Origin of the sequence: Streptomyces gilvus (genome assembly GCF_022513565.1) — a bacterium.
Lineage (GTDB): Bacteria > Actinomycetota > Actinomycetes > Streptomycetales > Streptomycetaceae > Streptomyces > Streptomyces gilvus.
On record NZ_JAKWBE010000001.1, the window covers coordinates 761,177 to 780,389 of the forward strand.

The 19,213-nt window shown below is 72.1% G+C and carries 13 protein-coding genes; 3 read left to right on the forward strand and 10 right to left on the reverse strand.

Annotated elements, in window-relative coordinates; translation table 11 throughout:
- The 9 genes from MKW14_RS03480 to MKW14_RS03520 form a co-directional block, all read right to left on the reverse strand.
- Entirely contained in the window at window positions 1-1,542 is a 1,542-nt protein-coding gene (locus tag MKW14_RS03480) for a right-handed parallel beta-helix repeat-containing protein (RefSeq protein ID WP_240858694.1), read from the reverse strand.
- Window positions 1,539-3,494 carry a heparinase II/III family protein gene (locus MKW14_RS03485; RefSeq protein WP_240858696.1) on the reverse strand — a complete coding sequence of 652 codons (1,956 nt, stop codon included), beginning with the start codon at window positions 3,492-3,494 and terminating at the stop codon, window positions 1,539-1,541. Before MKW14_RS03485 ends, MKW14_RS03480 begins: the two co-directional genes overlap by 4 nt.
- Entirely contained in the window at window positions 3,491-5,680 is a 2,190-nt protein-coding gene (locus MKW14_RS03490; protein WP_240858697.1) for a bi-domain-containing oxidoreductase, read from the reverse strand. The genes MKW14_RS03485 and MKW14_RS03490 overlap by 4 nt, the downstream gene beginning before the upstream one ends.
- A 17-nt stretch (window positions 5,681-5,697) precedes the next feature.
- The gene (asnB, locus tag MKW14_RS03495) at window positions 5,698-7,632 is read right to left on the reverse strand and encodes an asparagine synthase (glutamine-hydrolyzing) (RefSeq protein ID WP_240858698.1); all 1,935 of its coding nucleotides are present in this window, start codon (window positions 7,630-7,632) and stop codon (window positions 5,698-5,700) included.
- A 3-nt stretch (window positions 7,633-7,635) separates the two neighbouring features.
- Window positions 7,636-9,189: a Wzz/FepE/Etk N-terminal domain-containing protein gene (locus MKW14_RS03500; protein WP_240858699.1), complete on the reverse strand. Its 1,554-nt coding sequence runs from the start codon at window positions 9,187-9,189 to the stop codon at window positions 7,636-7,638.
- Window positions 9,186-10,556, reverse strand: a complete 1,371-nt coding sequence (locus MKW14_RS03505) for a Wzz/FepE/Etk N-terminal domain-containing protein (RefSeq protein WP_240858700.1) — start codon at window positions 10,554-10,556, stop codon at window positions 9,186-9,188. The genes MKW14_RS03500 and MKW14_RS03505 overlap by 4 nt, the downstream gene beginning before the upstream one ends.
- On the reverse strand, window positions 10,553-11,818 hold the full coding sequence (locus MKW14_RS03510) for a glycosyltransferase family 4 protein (RefSeq protein WP_240858701.1): 1,266 nt from the start codon (window positions 11,816-11,818) through the stop codon (window positions 10,553-10,555). Before MKW14_RS03510 ends, MKW14_RS03505 begins: the two co-directional genes overlap by 4 nt.
- On the reverse strand, window positions 11,808-13,124 hold the full coding sequence (locus MKW14_RS03515; protein WP_240858702.1) for a nucleotide sugar dehydrogenase: 1,317 nt from the start codon (window positions 13,122-13,124) through the stop codon (window positions 11,808-11,810). The genes MKW14_RS03510 and MKW14_RS03515 overlap by 11 nt, the downstream gene beginning before the upstream one ends.
- A 73-nt stretch (window positions 13,125-13,197) precedes the next feature.
- On the reverse strand, window positions 13,198-14,676 hold the full coding sequence (locus tag MKW14_RS03520; protein WP_240858705.1) for a sugar transferase: 1,479 nt from the start codon (window positions 14,674-14,676) through the stop codon (window positions 13,198-13,200).
- A gap of 592 nt (window positions 14,677-15,268) precedes the next feature.
- Here MKW14_RS03520 and panD point away from each other — a divergent pair.
- The 3 genes from panD to MKW14_RS03535 are packed head-to-tail and all read left to right on the forward strand — an operon-like array spanning window position 15,269 to window position 16,738.
- Entirely contained in the window at window positions 15,269-15,688 is a 420-nt protein-coding gene (gene panD / locus MKW14_RS03525) for an aspartate 1-decarboxylase (protein WP_208786001.1), read from the forward strand.
- A gap of 37 nt (window positions 15,689-15,725) precedes the next feature.
- On the forward strand, window positions 15,726-16,079 hold the full coding sequence (locus MKW14_RS03530; protein ID WP_240858706.1) for a GNAT family N-acetyltransferase: 354 nt from the start codon (window positions 15,726-15,728) through the stop codon (window positions 16,077-16,079).
- 5 nt (window positions 16,080-16,084) lie between these two features.
- On the forward strand, window positions 16,085-16,738 hold the full coding sequence (locus MKW14_RS03535) for an aspartate/glutamate racemase family protein (RefSeq protein ID WP_240858707.1): 654 nt from the start codon (window positions 16,085-16,087) through the stop codon (window positions 16,736-16,738).
- 873 nt (window positions 16,739-17,611) lie between these two features.
- On the opposite strand, the gene gnd is transcribed toward MKW14_RS03535, so the two are convergent.
- Complete coding sequence (gene gnd, locus MKW14_RS03540) at window positions 17,612-19,051, reverse strand: NADP-dependent phosphogluconate dehydrogenase (RefSeq protein WP_240858708.1); 1,440 nt, start codon at window positions 19,049-19,051, stop codon at window positions 17,612-17,614.
- Between the last annotated feature and the right edge of the window lie 162 nt (window positions 19,052-19,213).

Genomic DNA, 19,213 nt, shown 5'->3' on the forward strand with positions numbered 1-19,213 from the left:
TCAGCCACCGTCCCCTGCGCGGAAGGTGCTGCCCGCGTCCTGCCGGTAGGGCGTGCCCTGCCACTGCCCGAGGTCGAGCACCCGGCTCGGGTCGTAGGCGACGAACGTCCACGGGCCGACGTAGACGTTGTCGTGCCAGCGGTTATGCTGCTTGGTGGTGATGGCCTCGGCCACCGCCTCGCCCTTGTACGGCGACCAGTCGGGGTAGGTGCCGTAGTTGGACAGCACCGCCATGCGACCGCACTTGTCCGTGCACTTGACGACGGACTTGTCCAGCACGAAGCGGTTGTCGTGGATGTTCACCCGCTGGGTCTTCCACCGGCAGTCCGAGTACAGCGGGGCCTTGGCGATCGCCGGCTGGACGCAGCGCTTGACGTTCTTCACCAGCAGCGTGCAGTCGCCGGAGGAGGTGTTGGCGGGGCTGTTGCAGAACCGGTCGGCGTTCTCCCACAGGGTGATCCCGGACCAGTTGTTCTCCAGCACGTTCCCGTAGATCTCGATCTGGTCGGTGCGGGCCTTGATCCGTGGTTCGCCGCCGGACTCCGACAGGTAGACGGTGGCGAAGGGGAAGGTGTCGCCGCGGTCGGCCGCCGCACGGCCCTCGACCCAGTTGTTCCGCCGGATCGTGTTGTTGCGGATGATCGCGTTGTAGCTGATCTCGTAGATCAGCGCGGCACCGTCGTTGGCCTCGATCACGTTGTTCTCGATGAGGAAGTCGTTGTTGTTGGTGTCCGCCCACAACCCCGTTCCACGGTTGTCGTGGACCCAGTTGCCGCGCACGTCGGCGCCGTCGACCGCCCAGAACTTGATGCCTCCGGTGCAGCCGCAGCCCTGCTGCCGCCGCTCCCAGTCGCCGGTGTTGTTGCCCACGATCTCGTTGCCCTCGACCACCAGGTCCGTGATGCGGCCGGATCCCTTGTACGCGTTCATGCCGTACTGGCCGTTGTCGCGCAGGCAGTTGGCGCGGACCTGCTGGCGGGCGCCGGCCATCAGCCCGGCGCCGGAGTTGTTCTGGATCGTCGAGTGCTCGATCACCCAGCCGTCGGCGGAGTCGTGGTTGACCACGCCCTCGTTCTGCGGGGCGACGAAGCCCTGCACGGTCAGGTGGTCGATGGTGACGTCGCGGGCGGAACCGGAGAACGCGTACGCGTTCTTCTTCCGGCCGTCCAGCACCGCGCCCGGCGCTCCGACGTAGCGGTCCCCGTCCTTGGGCACGACCTGGGCGTAGCGGTCCGGGTCGAGCCGGTGCGTGCCCGGCCGGAGCCAGAACGTGGTGTGCGCCGGACTGCTCTTGGTCTTCGCCGCGAGGTCGCCGACCACCGCGGGGTCGACCGTCACCGCGCCCGCGGGCGCCTTGGCCGGCCCGGTTCCGGGACGGTCGCAGACCCGGGCCACGGGCTGGGACCGCGCCCCGGACGTGGTGGGCACGGCGGTCGGCTTCTCACGCGTCGCGTGCCGCGTGCCGTCACAGCCGCTCACCAGCAGCAGGGCCAGCACCAGCGGTGCCACCGCCGGTGCCCAGGGCCGCGTCCTGATCCTCACGCGCCCCCCTGGCCGCGGAACCCGAGCACGGTGGTGAAGCCCTCCGTGCCGTCGGTGAAGCCGGAACCGACCAGCGTGGTGGCGGGTTCCCTGCGTCCGAAGCCCGTCGAGTACCAGCCCAGCACGGGATCCGTCTCACCGCGGTGCGCCCGCCAGGACAGCTGCCCGGGCAGCTCGAGCACCGCGGAACGGTCCTCGCCGTCCTTGGTCCAGGTGAGCCGCGCCCGGTCGCCCTCCAGGTCCGCGGTGATCGCCGGACCGAGGTGGAACGCCAGGCGTACGGCCCGGCGCGGGCCGCGGACCTCGTCGATCACCCGCAACTCCCGGCTCGCGGGCGTCAGTTCCACCCGGCGGCGGTGCACGGAGCCCTCGTAGCCGTCGTGCTCGGCGGACCAGGAGGCCGTGTCCTCGTTGGCGGCGTCCACGCTCAGGACCCGGGTCTCGGCGTGCCGCGTCCACAGGAACGGGCCGCCGGAGACGGACTGGTCGGCGCCGTCCAGCTCCAGCGTGTTGTGGCCGAGGGTGGAGCGGAAGTACCGCCGCCACTCGGGCTGCCCGTGGTAGCAGTACGTCCCCGGGTCGGCGAGCACGTCGACACCGTCGTGCCGGACCTCCACGGACAACGCGTCCGCGTGGGCGTGCGCGGCGATGGAGAGGAAGCCGTGCGGACCGCCGTCGCAGCGGCACCAGATCTCCTCCGGCCCGCGCAGGATCGTCATGCCGGCGTCCGCGAAGTGCGCCGGCCGCTTTGCCGGGCGGCGCGCGGACGGTTCCGCGCGCTTGACGAGCGCCGCGAGCAGCGGGGTGCGTACGTCGGTGCCGGTCACCGTCGGCCACCAGGGAAGCCGGCCGAACACGGCGTCGCCGGTGGCCAGCAGAGAGCCCCAGCGGTCGGTGCCCGCGCCGTCCACGACCAGGCCGTGCCCGTCGTCCGCGTCGCCCTGACGCGGCGGCCGCAGCCGGTTGTCCACGATCGCCGCGAGCGCGTCCGTCATCCGCAGCAGCACCAGGCGGACCGACGCGGGGACCGGCACACCGGCCGCGTCCGCCTCCGCCACGGCGGCCAGGCCGAGTTCGAGGACGAGCCCGTGGTACTCGGTGGCCAGCTCCCGGTTGATGCCGGAGAGGTAGGTGTTGCCGCGCAGGTGCCGGTCCAGCGACCGCAGCGCGTCGATCCGCCAACGCGCCGACTCGGGGAACCAGTCGAAGGCGCACGCGGCGGCGAACTGCCCGGCGGTCTCGGCGATGACGTGGTTGTTCGCCGAGGAGCCCCGGCTGGGGAAGCCGGCCAGCCAGCGCTGGTGGTGCCAGATCTGCCGCACCGCCACCGGGTTGTCCTCGAACAGCCCGGCCGTGCCGGACCAGCCGTCCAGCAGCCGGCGGATCCACACCCAGGACAGCAGCCGGATGCCCAGCTCGATGCCGCTGATCCAGTGGACGCCGCGCAGCGGCGGGTTGACCTCCCACCAGGACCGCAGGTGCGCGGCCACGCGCTCGGCGTACCGCTCGTCCCCGGTGGCCGCGTAGGCGGCGGCGAGCTGGGTGAGGTACTGGTGCCGGGACGGCTCCCAGATCTGCTTGATGTCCCCGACCGTGTCCTCGCTGCGGTACGGCACGTCGAAGGCGTAGCCCGCCGGGGCCCGGCGCCCGGTCTTGGGGTCGAACCACCAGTCCGGGTCGGTCAGGTCGTCGCGGACCACGCCGAAGAACTCGGCGTGACCCTCCATGAGCCGGTCCGCGTCGGCGACGAGACGTTTCACGGCGTCGGGAGGCAGCGCGGCGAGCGTCCCGGCCGGCAGGACGGCGGTGAAGCGCGCGCCGGTGACGCCGGGGCCCTCGGGCGGCGCCGCACGCCACCGCCGCCGGCGCACCGCGTCGCCCACCCGGCCTGCGACCTCCTGCGGTCCCATCCGGGACAGCCGCCGCAGGTACCAGCCCGCGCTCATGGTCACAGCGCCCTCGCCAGCGTCACGGGGGCGCCGCTCGCCAGACCGGTCTGCACCGCGAGGGTGGCCGCCGTGGTGGCGACCAGGGACTCGAGCGGCACCGGCATCGGCCCGCCGGTCCGCACGGCCTTGACGAACGCGGCCAGTTCGGCGTTCTGGCCCTTGTCCCGGGCCTTGGGCAGCCGCGAACTCACCCACCGCTTCTGGCCATACACCGAGGCCCGCACGAAGTCGTCGAGCCGCAGCGCGCGCCCGTCCGCGATCAGGTCCAGCGACTCCTTCGGGAAGGCGGACGGACCGGAGGTTACATAGCTGATCGTGGCGGTGGACCCGTCCGGGTAACGCAGCACGATCTGCAGGTCCTCGTTGCCGGACGGGGCGGTCGCGTACACCGACACCGGGTCGGCGTCGAGCAGCCAGCTCGCCGTGTCGATGAAGTGCCCGCCCTCGCCCACGAACCGCGAGCCCTCGGAGCCCTGCCGGAGGTACCAGCTGCCGTGGTCGAGACGTCCGGCATTGACCAGGTAGCGGAGGTTGGCCGGGCCGGTCCGGGCGCCGAAGCGCTTCCTGGCCTCGTGCAGCAGCGGCGCGAACCGGCGGTTGAAGCCCACCTGCAGCCGGTCGTTGCCGGACTCCTCCACCGCCGCGAGCACACCGGCCAGCTCGTCCTCGGTGAGGGCGAGGGGCTTCTCCACGAACACGGTCTTGCCGGCGAGGAGCGCCTTGCGGGTCAGGTCTGCGTGCGAGCTGTGCCGGGTGACGACGAACACCGCGTCGACGGACTTGTCGCCGAGCACGGCGTCGAGGTCGGTGGTCGCCTCGGCGAAGCCGAACTTCCGCTGCGCGTTGGCCGCCGACAGCGCCGTCGTGGTGACGACCGTAGACAGCTCCACGCCCTCGCGCTGTGCCAGGTGCGGCAGCAGCATCGACGTCGCGTAGTTGCCCGCGCCGACGAACGCGAGCCGTACGGGCGACTTGGCGAGCCGGGCCGGAGCGGGCCGCACCTTCACCGCGGGCACGGCCACCGACACGGCAGCCGGCTGAGCCGCTTCCTCCGCCTCCGCCGTGTGCTCGGGGTAGCGGAACAGCACGGCCACGGCCTTGAGTTCGCCGTCCTTGAGACGCCCGTAGGTCTCGACGGCGTCGTCGAAGTCGGCGATGTGGGAGATCAGGGGTTCCACGTCGACGCGGCCGCGAGCCATGAGGTCGAGGAAGCACGACAGGTTGCGGCGCTCGGTCCAGCGCACGTAGCCGATCGGGTAGTCGCGCCCCTCCAGCTCGTACGACGGGTCGTAGCGCCCGGGGCCGTACGAACGCGAGAACCGGACGTCGAGTTCCTTCTCGTAGTACGCGTTCCACGGCAGGTCCAGGCGGCACTTGCCGATGTCGACGACCCGGCCGCGGTCCCGGCAGAGCTTGGCGGCCAGCTCGACGGGCTGGTTGCTGCCGCCGCCGGCGGCCAGGTACACCTGGTCCACGCCGTGACCGTCGGTGAGTTCGGCGACGGCGTGCTCCACGGCCGTGGACCCCGGGTCGCCGCAGGCCGCCGCGCCCAGGCGCTCGGCGAGTTCGCAGCGCGAGGGGTCGGGGTCGGCGCCGACGACGCGGACCCCGGCGGCGGTCAGGAGCTGCACCACCAGCTGCCCGATCAGCCCGAGCCCGATGACCAGCGCCACCTCGCCGAGTTGCGGCTCGCCCTGGCGGACGCCCTGCAGCGCGATCGACCCGACGGTGCCGAAGGCCGCGTGCCGCGGGGCGAGGCCGTCGGGGACGGGGGAGTAGAGGTTCTTCGGCACCCAGTTCAGCTCGGCGTGCAGCGCGTGCTCGTTGCCCGCGCAGGCCACCAGGTCGCCGACCTTCACGTCGTCGACGCCGGCGCCGACCTGCTCGACGACCCCGCACAGCGAGTAGCCCAGCGGCGTGTAGGAGTCCAGCTTGCCCATCACCTTGCGGTACGTGGCGGGCACGCCGTTGGTGGCCACGCTCTGCATGACCTTGGCCACCTGGTCGGGACGGGAGCGGGCCTTGCCCAGCATCGACATGCCGGCCTCGGACACCTTCATCAGCTCGGTGCCCGTGGAGATCAGCGAGAAGGCGCTGCGGACCAGCACACCGCCCGGCTTGCAGCCCGGCACCGGCACGTCGAGCACCGCCAGCTCGCCGCTCTTGTAGTTCTGTACAACCTGTTTCACCGGAACTCCCCTGATTCCTAAGCCGTTTGCCGAGTGCTCTGGCCGGACCCAGAGGTCGCGTCGCGATACCAGTACTCGAGGGTCAGCACATGCCACAGATGCTTGGAGAAGTCCTGCTGCCCGGCGGCGTCCTCGGCGACCATCCGCCGCAGCGCGTCGCGGCGCAGGAACCCGGAGCGCACGAGCTCGCCGTCGTTGACCACCTCGCGCACCAGCGGCGCCAGATCCCGGCTCATCCAGGCGCGCAGCGGGGCGCTGAACAGGCCCTTGGGCCGGTAGACGATCTCCCGGGGCAGGATCGAGGTGGCCGCCTCCTTCAGGACCGCCTTGCCCTGCCGTCCGGCGATCTTGCGGTCGCCGGGCACGGTGAACGCCGCCTTGACGACCTCGACGTCCACGTACGGCACCCGCACCTCGGTCGACGCGGCCATGCTGGAGCGGTCCGTGTAGGTGAGGTTCAGGCCCGGCAGGAACATCCGGGAGTCGCCCAGGCACATGCGGTTGACGAAGTCGTCGAGCTCGTTGTCGGCGTAGACGTCCGCGTGTTCGGTCAGCACGTCGTCGACCGTGCCGGCGAGGTCCGGATCGATCAGGGCGAGCAGGTCGTCCTGGTCGTACATGGTGTAGCTGCGCCGGAACGCGGTCTCCTCCGGCAGGTCGGCGAAGGACAGGAACCGCTTGGCGAAGCGCACCGACCTCAGACCCCGGCGGGAGGTGGCGACCGGCAGCCGGTTCACGGTCGCGGAGACACCGCGCCGCAGCGGCCGCGGGACGCGCTGGTAGCGCAGGGCGAGCAGGTTGGCCAGGTGCTTGCGGTACCCGGCGAACAGCTCGTCGGCGCCCATCCCGGAGAGCATCACCTTGACCCCGGCCTCCCGGGCGGCCGTGCAGATCAGGAACGTGTTGATCGCGGCGGGGTCGCCGATCGGCTCGTCCAGGTGGTACGTCATCTGCGGCAGCAGGTCGAGGACGTTCGGGGCGATCTCGATCTCGTGCAGGTCCACGCCGAACCGCTCGGCCACCTGCCGGGCGTAGCGCAGGTCGTCCGGCATCGCCTCGAACCTGGCGTCCTCGGCGCGGAACCCGATCGTGTAGGCGGAGATCCCGGGCTGGTGGCGGGCCGCCAGCGCGGTCAGATAGCTGGAGTCGAGGCCACCCGACAGGAAGGTCGCGACGGGCACGTCGGACAGCAGATGGCGCCGCGTCGACTCCTCGACGATCGCGGCCAGGTCCGGCTGCTCGCCGGCCCGGGCCCGCTCCTGTCCCTCGGCGGCGACGTCCTTGAGGTTCCAGAACCGGCCCCGCTCGACGCTGCCGTCGGGCCGGCACCTCAGCCAGCTCCCCGGCGGCAGCTTCTCCGCCTCTCGGAACGCACACCGTGAGTCGGGCACCCAGTAGTACAGCAGCGAGGCCACCAGCGCCGCCTGGTCGACCTCCAGCGATCCGCCGGTCGCGCCGGCGAGCGCCTTGAGCTCGGAGGCGAACGCCAGACCCTCGCCGCGCCGCAGCAGGAACAGCGGCTTGATGCCCAACTGGTCGCGGACGAGCACCAGTTCACCCGTCCGCTCGTCGAAGATCCCGAACGCGAACATGCCGCGCAGCCGGGGCAGACAGTCGGTGCCCCAGCGCCGCCACGCCTCCAGCAGCACCTCGGTGTCGGAGGTGCCGCGGAAACGCACCCCGGCGGCCTCCAGTTCGGCGCGCAGCTCGGGCGCGTTGTACAGCTCGCCGTTGTACGTCAGGGCGAGACCGCCCGAGACCATCGGCTGGGCGCCGGTCTCGGACAGGTCGATGATGGACAGCCGGCGGTGCCCGAGCTGCACCTCGCCGTCACCGGCTCGGTGGCCGTAGCGGCCGGCCCCGTCCGGGCCGCGGTGGGCGAGGGTCTCGGTGAGCCGGTCGGTGACGATCTTCCCGTCCGGCCACCGGTACGTGCCTGCGATGCCACACATGTCCTACCGCGCCTCCTGCTCGCTGTCCGGGACCCGTGCGGCCCACATCGGCTGGCGGTCCGTCCGGTTCCGGCCGTCCCCCACCGCCTGAACGGAGTGGGAGGTGCCCCCACCGTTCTGCCGGGCGGACCGGTCGTTGTGACCGCGCAGCGCGGTGTGCAGTCCGTCCCACAGCGTGCCGTCGGTGCGGTCGCGCGGATCGGGGTCGATCAGCACCACGCCGATGACGGCGATGCGCTGGTCGGCGAGCTGCCGCGCCACGGTGTGCAGCCAGGCGGCGTTGCCGTGTCCGGCCCGTACGACGAGCACGGTCTGCGTGCCGAGGTACTGCAGATCGGTCCACGCCGTGCCGGGCGCCACCGAGCCGACGCCGACCGCGCGCTCCTCGGGCGGCCGGGCCCCGGCACGCTCGCCGGTGACCACGGCCGGGTCTCCCGGCTTGTGGCGGCGCTCGGACAGCTGCGAGCCGGGCAGACCGTCGATGACGACGACCGGCCCCTGCGCCGCCAGTGACCTCGCGAGGTCCAGGGCGATCTCGGTCGTGGTGCGCGCACAGCCCAGTTCCAGCAGCGACACCCCGTCCTCGGAGCCGCGCACGGTGCGCGCCAGGGACCCGGTGAGGCGTTCGCGTGCCGTCTTGTTGCGCCTGCGCCGCCAGAGCCTGGGCGACCGGGCGGGCAGCTCCGCGATGACGGAGGCGCCGAGGTTCGCGGCGATCTCCCGGCGCAGCACGGGCCGGTCCGCCACCACCACGCCGACCGCGGACACCGCGAGCCCGAGGACGAGACCGAGGACGAGTCCGATCGCGGCGTCGGTGGCGGCGGCCTTGGGCAGGGAGTTCCGCACCGCGTGCGGGGCGTCCACGATCTGGGTGCCGGCGATGAGCTGGGGCGTGCCGACGCTGGCCTCCGCGGCCCGCTCGCCGAAGTCGGTGATCTTCGAGGTGAGGTCGGCCCGGCGGGCGAAGAGCGACTCCATGTCCGCCGAGGTCTTGGCGCCGCTCGCCGTCGATCCGTCCCCGATCGCCTTGTTGACCTGGGCGAGTTCGTCCCGCAGCCGGTCACGCTGGTTGAGCAGGGCCTTGGCCTCGGCGTTCGAGGTCTCCTGGATCCGCCGCACGTGGTCCGCGACGAACGCGTCGGCGAGCGCCTTGGCGCGGGCCTTGGCGTCGGCGTCGTCGGCGCCGGTCACGGTGATCTGCAGCAGGTTGTTGGTCAGACCGGCGCCGCTGTAGTCCTTCATGAAGGCCTCCGGTGTCTCCGGGGACTTCAGGGCCTTCAGGGCGGCATCGGCGATCCGTGTGGTCTGCAGCAGCGCCACGTCGGTGCGGATCAGGGTTCCGGGGTCGTTCGGCTGGTCCTCCTCGTGCGCGACCAGCACCTTGGTCACCGCGCTCGGGGCCGGTGGCATCAGGACGGCCACCGCGGCCCCGAGCACCAGGCCGACCAGGGCCATGGCGCTCCACAGGCGCCGGCGCCTGCGCACCGCCACCACCAGTGACTGCAGATCGAGGAGCGGGGCGGCGGCCGTCTTCTCCGACGGCGTGTTCGTCGTCACGCTGAACCTCCCGTTCCGTGGCCGGGCACCGCGAGCGTCAGGGTGGCGTCGTCCGGGAGCTGGCCGCCCGAGCGCGTGGGGCGGGCCAGGACCAGGCCGGCGACGACGATGCCCACGACCTCGCGCCGGGCGTCCGCGCACGCCTCGGCGATCCCGGCGAGTTCCTCCGCGGTCCAGCTGCCGGCGCTGAGGACGACCAGGGCGCCGGACTCGGCATCCCGGTCCGGCACGATCGGCCGGTCCACCGAGACCTCCGCCACGCGCAGTTGCAGACCGTTCTTGGCCTCGGCGGCGAGCTGCCCCGCGGCCCGGCGGGCGGTCTCGTCGCCCTCCGGTACGAGGACCAGCACCTTCTGGGCTCCCGGCAGCCGTTCCTTCAGGCGGGCGCACACCCGCCGGTAGCGGAGCCGGCCGGCGGCCTGGTCGCCGGACTTCTGCGGGGCGGGCATGTCCCACCGCGCGTCCATGCCGAGGACGCGGCCAAGGCGGCCGCGTGCGCCCCCGCCCTTGTGCCGGTGCGCCGTCTGTTCCGTGGGCACGTCGACGGTGCCGAGGAGCGTCGAGCCCAGCGCCGCGGCGATCTCCGGTTCGGTGCGCAGCCGGCGGTTCATCCGTATCGCGACGAGATGGCCGATCAGCGCGATCAGGAAGAACAGCAGCGCCCCACCGGCGATGAGCTGCACCCGCGTGGGCGGCGCCTCACCGGTCGGGCGGGGGGCCGCCCCCATGACGACCATGCCCGCCTTGGTGTTCGACGGGTCGGCCTGGTCGAGCTTCTGCATGGCCTCCTCCAGCGAGGTGCGCAGCTGCTCGAGCTCGGTGCGGGCCTGCACGCTCTCCACGGTCTGTCCCGAACCGGCCGCCTTGGCCAGTTCGGTGATGCGGCGGTTGGTGTCCGCGACCTGCTTGCGCAGGGCCGCGGTCCCCGAGGCCGCCGTGGAGTCGGCGCTGCCGCCCGCGACCCCGTCGGCGAAGGCGACGAACTGCTGGGCCACCTGGTCGGACAGCCGCTGTGCGCGCGCCGGGGTGTCGGACGTGCCGGAGATCTCGATGATGTTCCCGTCGGCCGCCTTGGCGGTCACCTGGTCCTGCAGCGTCCTGCCGCTGACGCCGGACCAGTGCAGGGCGGCGGCGGTGCGGTCGAGGACCGCCGAACTGGTGGCGATGTCCACCTGGGTCAGCAGCTCGCGTTCCTCCCACTGCCCCGGCAGCAGGACCGGTGCCGACGCCGTGTACCGCGGCGGGAACACCACCAGGGAGGTGCCGTAGCCGATGAGGGCGCCCACCACGGCGAGGGCGGCGAGAAGCCGCCACCGCCGGCGGAATATCCGCCCGATCGTGACTAGGCGGATCGTGTCTTCGTTCAACGCCGCTGCCTCTTCCTTGTGCGGACCGCATCGCCCGCCGACTGGGTGCTTCGATCGCGGCTCGCGGCGGCGTAGGCGGCGAGGAGCGACGCTTGCGAGTTGCGCCACGACAGCGGACCGCTGATCCGCTCCTGGCCGATGCCGCCCATCCGGGCCCGCTTCTCCGGGTCGTCCAGCAACTCCGTGATCAGCTTGGCGAACTGGGCCTCGTCGTTGGCGGGCGCGTAGACGGCGGCGTCACCGGCGGAGACGCGCGCCTCCTTCAGGTCGAAGGAGACGATCGCCCGGCCCATCGCCATGTACTCCAGGACCTTGTTCATGGTCGACACGTCGTTGAGCGGGTTGCGCGGGTCGGGGGAGAGGCACACGTCCGCGGTGGACAGGTAGCGCACCAGGTCGGCGTCCGGGATGCGTCCGGTGAACTGCACCTGTTCGGTGAGTCCGAGCTCCCGGGACAGCTCCACCATCGCGTCGAAGGCGTCGCCGGAGCCGACGAACACCGCGTGCCAGTCGGTCCGCCCGCACTCGTCGCGCAGCTTCGCCAGGGCGCGCAGGGCGTAGTCGACCCCGTCCTGCGGGCCCATCACGCCGAGGTAGCACAGCAGATGGGGCTTGCCGCGCTTCAACTCCGGCTCGGGCGGCACCGGTTGGAACCGCTCGATCTGGGGCGCGCTGCGCACCACGAAGACATCCTCCGGGCGCTTGCCGCCGCGGCGGACCGCGACGTCCCGGTAACTCTCGTTGGTGGCCAGCACGATGTCCGCGGTCCGGTAGGTCCGTCTCTCCAGCGCGCACACCGCGCGGTAGAGCAGGTCCTTTCCGCGGTCGAACCGGGAGAGGTACAGCTCGGGCACCAGGTCGTGCTGGTCGAAGACGAACCGCGCGCCGCGCCGCTTCAGCCACAGCGCGGGCAGGAAGAGCAGGTCCGGCGGGTTGCAGGCGTGGACGACGTCGACCGGACCGACCTTGCGGGCGAGCCGGGCCGTGTGCCACAGCGCCGATCCGTACTCCCGCAGATAGCCGGCCGGTCCTCCGGTGGCCGCGCGCAACGGGTAGCGGTGGATCCGCACCCCGTCGATCTCGGCCTCGGCCTCGGTGTCTCGTTTGCTGCCCTGCGGGCAGATGACGTGCACCTCCCAGCCGGCGTCGCGCAGCGTCGTGCACTCCTGCCACACCCGCCGGTCGAACGGCACCGACAGGTTCTCCACCAGAATCAGCGCGCGCGGGCTCGGCCCGTCACCGCCGACTGCGTTACCAAGCAAGGCCCATGTATCCCGGTTCGGTCCGGCGCACGTCGGCGTCGGGAAGGCGGATGAGGTCGACGATCAGCGGACCGTCGCCGTGGGGGAGCGCCGACAGCACGGCCGGGTCCTTGGTCCCGACCAGGCACACCTCGGCGTGGTCGAGGACCTCGTCGACGGAGTCGGCGAGCAGCTGCGCGAGGTGCGGCAGCCGGGTCTCGATGTACTCGCGGTTGGCGCCGATCAGCCGGGACAGGCTCACGTTGGCGTCGTGGATCTTCAGGTCGTAGCCCTTGCCGTGGAGCCTCTCGGCCAGCTCGACGAGCGGGCTCTCGCGCAGGTCGTCGGTGCCGGGCTTGAAGGACAGCCCGAACAGGCCCACCCGGCGCTTGCCGGTGCGCTCGACCATGTCGACCGCGCGCTGCAGATGATCGGAGTTGGAGGGCAGCACATGGGAGAGGATCGGCACCGACACGTCGGCCCGCTGCGCCGCGTACACCAGACCGCGCAGGTCCTTGGGCAGGCAGGAGCCGCCGAAGGCGAAGCCGGGGCGCAGGTAGGCGGGACTGATGTTCAGCTTGCGGTCGGCCAGGAACACGTCCATCACCTGGTGCGAGTCCACCCCGAGCGCCTGGCACACCGCGCCCAGCTCGTTCGCGAAGCCGATCTTGAGGCCGTGGAAGGCGTTGTCCGCGTACTTGATCGCCTCGGCAGTCGGGACCGGCACCCGGAACACCTCGCCGGGCAGGCCCTCGTACAGCGCCAGCACCGCGTCGCCGCTCGCCGTGTCGAGCTCGCCGACGACGGTCTTGGGCGGGTCGAAGAAGTCCCGCACGCTCGTGCCCTCGCGCAGGAACTCCGGGTTGACGGCGACCCCGACGTCCACCCCGGCCGTGCCGCCGACGGACTTCTCCAGGATCGGCACCAGCAGGTTCAGACAGGTGCCCGGGAGCATGGTGGAGCGGAACACGACGGTGTGCCGCCCGCCCCGCTCGGCCAGCGCCGCGCCGATCTGCTCGGTGACACGCTCCAGGTACGTGGTGCACAGACTGCCGTTGGGCTCCGACGGCGTGCCCACACAGACCAGCGAGATCTCGCTGTCCATGATCGCCTCGCGGACGTCGGTGGTGGCGCGCAGCGCCCCGGTCCGTACGACCTCGGCGGTCAGTTCGCCGATCCGCTCCTCGACCACCGGGGCCTTGCCGTCGTTGACCAGGTCGACCTTCACCTGGCTCACGTCCACCCCGACGACCTCGTGCCCCATGTCGGCCAGGCACGCGGCCGACACGCAGCCCACGTAGCCGAGCCCGAAAACGCTGACCTTCATGACCCGTTCCTCCCCCCAGGCAGGCCCTTGTGGCCTGCGTTCGGCACACCGGCCGGATGACGCTCCCCGCGCATCAGTAGGCCCCCTGCCCGTGCAGCACCGCACGCAGCGTCTTCCACAAGATCACGGTGTCCAGGGCCAGCGACCAGTCCTCCACGTACCGCAGGTCGAGGCGGACCGCCTCCTCCCACGGCAGGTCGCTGCGCCCGCTGATCTGCCACAGGCCGGTGAGTCCGGGCTTGACCAGCAGCCGTCGCCGGATGTCCGGGCCGTAGGCGGCGGACTCCTCCGGCAGCGGTGGCCTGGGACCGACGAGCGACATCGATCCGGTGAGTACGTTGAACAGCTGCGGGAGTTCGTCGATCGAGTACCGGCGCAGCACCGATCCCACCCGGGTGACCCGCGGATCCCGGCGGACCTTGAACAGCAGCCCCGCGCCCTCGTTGAGCTCGGCCAGTTCGGCACGTGCCGCGTGGGCCCCGGTGACCATGGTGCGGAACTTGAGGATGGTGAACTCGCGGCCGTCCTTGCCGACCCGGCGCTGGCGGTAGAACGCCCCACCCCGGCTGTCCAGGACCACGAGCAGTGCCACGAGCGCCATCAGCGGTGAGAACAGCAGCAGCAGAATCGTTGCGCCAACGCGGTCGACGACTGCTTTGACCGCCCGGCGGCCCCCGGTGAAGGCCGGCATGCTGACCCGCAGCAGCGGAATCCCGAGCACCGCGTCGACGTGCAGCCGCGGGCCGGCCACCTCCATCAGCACCGGGGCCACGACCATCTCGGCGTCGCTGCCCTCGAGGTTCCAGGCCAGCCGTTGCAGCCGGTCCGGTGACCAGTGGGCGTCGGGCGTGACCGCGACGACGCGGTAGCCGTCGCGGCGCACGCGCTGCGCCACGTCCGACAGTTGGCCGACGATCGGCACCCCGTCCAGGTGGCCGCCGTCGATCTCGGAACCGTCCGTCGTGCACACCCCGTCCACCCGCCAACCGAGGTGCGGGAACTTGCGGGTGCGAGTGATCAGGTCGTGCACGGTGGCTGGGCTCCCGGCGGCGAGCACCGGTCTCAGGCACCGGCCCTCCTTGCGCTGTTTGTGCAGCCAGAGGCGCAGCAGATAGCGTGCGATCATGGTGACGACCGCGATCGCGGGGATCGCGACGAAGATCCAGAGCTTGATGTTGCGCGAGGTCAGGGCTATCCCGCCGAGCGCCAGGACGACGGTCGCCGCGAACAGCGAGCGGCCGAGCCGGCGGAACTCCTCGGCGCCCTGGCCGAGCACGGCGGGGGCCCACGCCCGGCCCACCGCGAGCGCTCCCAGCACCAGCAGTTCGGTGCCGAAGGCGAGAATCCCCCATTTCTCATGCCAGTTGGCTGCGTCCCGGGCCCCGAAGAACTCGCCTATCGCCGTCACCACGACGAACGTGGCGGCGGTGTCGCTGGTGATCACGGCTCGGCGGTACCGCTGCTCCCAGGCCGCCGCGGGCTGTCCGATTGTCCCGTTCGGCACCTGCTGGCGCGCGGGCGGAAACGAGTTGACTACTCCCCCTTGACGCACAGAACCCCCCAGGTTCCGCAGTGGTTCGACGTGTTCGCCCAACACTGTTCCTCCCCCCGGGAGGCCCCCACCCCCCGTGCTGTTCCTCCCCTAGGAGGCCCCCGCCCCCTCTACGCACGGCATCCGGCTGTTTCGGCGCTACTCGAGCAACTCGCCTTCGCGGCAGCGCAGTCGCATGCCCTGCCGGCCTCTCGAAGCGCGCTGGAACCCCCTGACACCTCGGCAGCTCTCCGAACCCAAGCCCCCCGGGTTCCGAGCAACGATCACCCCTACGTCCGGCGCCGAGGACACGCTGACGGCTTTCCGCAGCCCGGACCAATGGACCCACTGACGGTCGCCTCGTGTCCGAGCCGCCGAAGCAAGGTCAATCTAGACCATGAGAACCGGTGTGAAGAGAGGATGTGTGTAATTTGTGTTGAACATTTGAGCCTTGTTTTTTTCGGTGGTGACCGGGCCGGGGTGGCCTGATGTCACCGTGTGCTCAAGCGAACACGAGCGGCGGCTGACCGGACGCGTGACTCGTTGTACTCTCCGAAGACCGCCCTTGACCTGCGGTGAGCAGGCAGGGAGCAGACAGATCGGGAGTTTCTCCATGTTCCGTACCATGTTCAAGTCCAAGATCCATCGCGCCACGGTCACCCAGGCCGACCTGCACTACGTGGGATCGGTGACCATCGACGCCGAACTGCTCGACGCGGCCGACCTGTTGCCCGGCGAGCTCGTGCACATCGTCGACATCACCAACGGCGCGCGTCTGGAGACGTACGTCATCGAGGGCGAGCGCGGCTCGGGCGTGATCGGGATCAACGGCGCCGCCGCCCATCTCGTCCACCCCGGCGACCTGGTGATCATCATCAGTTACGCTCAGCTGGACGACGCCGAGGCACGTGCCTTCGAACCGCGGGTGGTGCACGTGGACCGCGACAACCGCATCGTGGCCCTGGGCGCCGACCCGTCCGAGCCGGTTCCGGGCTCGGACCAGGAGCGCAGCCCGCAGGCCGTACCGGCCTGATCAGCGATCACTCGTCCTTCGGACCAGGAGCGTGCCCATGAGCGACATCGAGATCCGCGACGACCGGGCGGCGGGCCGCCTGGAGGCGACCGGTGACGGGACGGACGGCGAAGTCGTCGGCCACATCGAGTACTTCGTCCTCGAATCGCCGGGGCGTGCCCTGGTCCCCGTCCACACGATCGTGGAGCCGGCCCACGAGGGGAAGGGCATCGCGGGCCTGCTCGCCCGCGAGCTGTACGCCATCGCCGAACGCGAGGGCGTCGTGGTCGCCCCCCTGTGCCCGTACGTCGTCAAGTGGGCCGAGCGCCACCCCGACCAGGCCCCGGCGGCCGACCCCGAGCTGCTGCGCGCGGCGAAGGACTGGCTGCGCGCGCACCCGGGCCGGTTCTGAACGGCATGCTCGCCCTTCTGCACACCTCGCCCGCCCACGTCCCCGTCTTCGAGGCACTGCGCGACGAGCACCACCCCGGTCTCGCACTGCGGCACCTGGTCGACGAGGAGCTGCTGGCCCGGGCCCGCCGCGAGGGCCCACAGGCGGTGGCGGACGAGGTGCGGGCGGCCGTGGACAGGGCGGTCGCCGACGGGGCCCGGGCCGTGCTGTGCACCTGCTCGACCATCGGCGGCGTCGCGGAGGCGGCGGGGGCCGGTGCCGGGGTGCCGGTCCTGCGCTCGGACCGGCCGATGGCGGCCGCCGCCGTGGCGGCCGGACCGCGGATCGTCGTCCTCGCCACCGTCGAGAGCACGTTCGGTCCGACGGTGGCCCTGATCGAGGAGGAGGCGGCGCGTTCCGGCCGTACCGCCGAGGTGCGGACACGGCTGGTCGAGGGCGCCTGGGACCGCTTCGCGGCGGGCGACACCGAGGGCTGCGCGACGCTCGTCGCCGCCGAGGCCGACCGCGTCACCGAGGCCGACGCGATCGTCCTGGCCCAGGGCTCGATGGCCCCCGCCGAGCACATGGCGACCACCCCGGTCCCGATCCTGTCCAGCCCCCGCCGGGGCCTGGCGGCGGGTGCGCGGGCGGTCGGCGGCCGACGGGTCCAGGGCGCCTGACGAGGGCGCGCACCGGTGGCCGAGCAGGGCCGGTGGCGGGTGTCGAACTCGGGGACCGGCGGGCGGTGACGGGCGTAGTCGGTGATGGGGAGCCGGTGCTGCTTCGCGGGCGACAGCCTGGCGCGCGGTGCGCCGGTGGCGGGTGACGAGCTCGGGGACCGGCGGGCGGTGACGGGCGTAGTCGGTGATGGGGAGCCGGTGCTGCTTCGCGGGCGACAGCCTGGCGCGCGGTGCGCCGGTGGCGGGTGTCGAACTCGGGGACCGGCGGGCGTAGTCGGGATGAGGAGCCGTGCACCGCGGGCGACGGCCTCACGCGCCGTGCGCCGCCGGCGGCTTGTCGGCCGCGGATCCGGACCACGCCGAGCCTGCAGGGCACCTGGGACGGCGCCTCGGGGAGCCGCGTCGAAGCGGGAGCCCGGCGACCGGGGCCAGTCGGCCTGGTGGGGTAGCTCGGGAGAGTGAGTGGGGAGACGTGCGTCGGGTACGCGGGGAAGAGTCCAGACCCGACGTCGACCCACTGGCCGGAGGGCGCCATGACCGAGCCGTACCCCGACCCCACTCCGCCCACCCCCGGGCCGGGCCCGGACCCGCGCCCCCCTGACCCGTACCCCTCCCCGGTCCCCACCCCCCAGCCGCCCCCGGGGCCGGAACCCACCCCGCCCCCGCAGCCGCCTTCCCCACCGACCCCCGCCCCGCCCCCGGACCCGTCCCCGGTCCCCCCGGGCCCGGAACCGGTACCGAGCCCGGAGCCGGGACCGCCGTTGACCTGAACCGGCGGCCCGCACGCGGCGGGTGTCGCGCGCGAAACGACGGCGGGCGGCCGCTCGGGCCGCCCGCCGCCTCGTGCCGTCCTCCGTTGCGCGGTGACCTCCGTTACGCGGTGACCTCCGAGCGGTCCCCGCCCCACAGCGTGTGGAACGAGCCGTCCTGGTCGGTGCGGCGGTAGGTGTGCGCGCCGAAGAAGTCGCGCTGGCCCTGGGTGAGGGCCGCGGGCAGGCGCTCGGCGCGCAGGGCGTCGTAGTAGGCGAGGGCCGCGGCGAAGCCCGGGGTCGGGACGCCCTGGCGGGTCGCCGCGACCAGCACCTCGCGCCAGTCGTCCTGGGCGGCCGCGATCTCCTGCGCGAAGGTCTCGTCCGACAGCAGGCTCGGCAGGTCCGCGCGGGCGTCGTAGGCGGCGCGGATACGGTCGAGGAAGGCCGCCCGGATGATGCAGCCGCCGCGCCAGATCGCCGAGACCGCACCCAGGTCGATGTCCCAGTCGTACTCCTCGCGGGCCGCCGCGATCTCATGGAAGCCCTGGGTGTAGGAGACGATCTTCGAGGCGTACAGCGCCTGTTCGACCCGGTCCGCGAAGGCCGCCGCCTCCGACTCGCCGAGCGTCTGCGCCTTCGGGCCGGCCAGACCGCGCGAGGCCTCGCGCAGCGCCGCGTGGCCGGACAGCGAGCGGGCGAAGACCGCCTCCGCGATGCCCGACACCGGCACGCCCAGGTCCAGGGCGATCTGGACCGTCCAGCGGCCCGTGCCCTTCTGCTCGGCCTGGTCGACGACCACGTCCACGAACGGCTTGCCCGTCGCGGCGTCCACGTGGGACAGCACCTCGGCCGTGATCTCGATGAGGTAGGAGTCGAGCCGCCCGGTGTTCCAGGTGCGGAAGATCTCCGCGATCTGCGCGGGGGAGTAGCCGGCGACGTCGCGCAGCAGCTGGTAGGCCTCGCCGATGAGCTGCATGTCGGCGTACTCGATGCCGTTGTGGACCATCTTCACGAAGTGCCCGGCGCCGTCGGGACCGACGTGGGTCACACAGGGAGCGCCGTCCTTGGCCTTCGCGGAGATCTTCTCCAGCATCGGGCCCAGCGAGTCGTACGACTCCTTCGGGCCGCCCGGCATGATGCTCGGGCCGTTCAGCGCGCCCTCCTCGCCGCCGGAGACGCCCATGCCCACGAAGTGGATGCCCTGCTCGCGCAGTTCGCGCTCGCGGCGCCGGGTGTCCGCGAAGTGCGCGTTGCCGCCGTCGATGATCATGTCGCCGGGCTCCAGGAGCGGCGCGAACTCATGGATCACCGCGTCGGTGGGCTCGCCCGCCTTGACCATGATGACCAGCCGCCGCGGCCGCTCCAGCGCCGCCACGAACTCCTTGGCGGTCTCGGCCGCGATGAAGTCGCCCTCGTTCCCGAACTCCTCCACCAGGGCGTGCGTACGCGCCGCCGTCCGGTTGTGCAGAGCGACCGTGTAGCCGTTGCGCGCGAAGTTGCGGGCGAGATTGCGGCCCATGACCGCGAGTCCCGTGACGCCGATCTGGGCTGTGTTGCTCATTCGGTTGGCTCCTTGAGGATCCGGTATCGGTGGTGCCGTTCGTGCCCGTCAGTATCGCCCCACCGACCATCCTGACGTGCCGGTACGCCGAGCGCATGTCCGCCTCGCCCGGTGTGCCGCAGGCAGATACGCACGACCGGCCCCGCCTGTCTCAGCCACGGT

Coding starts and splice junctions, on each gene's coding strand:
- asnB (WP_240858698.1), bottom strand. CDS start 7,632: ATGTGTGGCATCGCAGGCACGTACCGGTGGCCGGACGGGAAGATCGTC.
- MKW14_RS03515 (WP_240858702.1), bottom strand. CDS start 13,124: ATGAAGGTCAGCGTTTTCGGGCTCGGCTACGTGGGCTGCGTGTCGGCC.
- panD (WP_208786001.1), top strand. CDS start 15,269: ATGTTCCGTACCATGTTCAAGTCCAAGATCCATCGCGCCACGGTCACC.
- MKW14_RS03530 (WP_240858706.1), top strand. CDS start 15,726: ATGAGCGACATCGAGATCCGCGACGACCGGGCGGCGGGCCGCCTGGAG.
- MKW14_RS03535 (WP_240858707.1), top strand. CDS start 16,085: ATGCTCGCCCTTCTGCACACCTCGCCCGCCCACGTCCCCGTCTTCGAG.
- gnd (WP_240858708.1), bottom strand. CDS start 19,051: ATGAGCAACACAGCCCAGATCGGCGTCACGGGACTCGCGGTCATGGGC.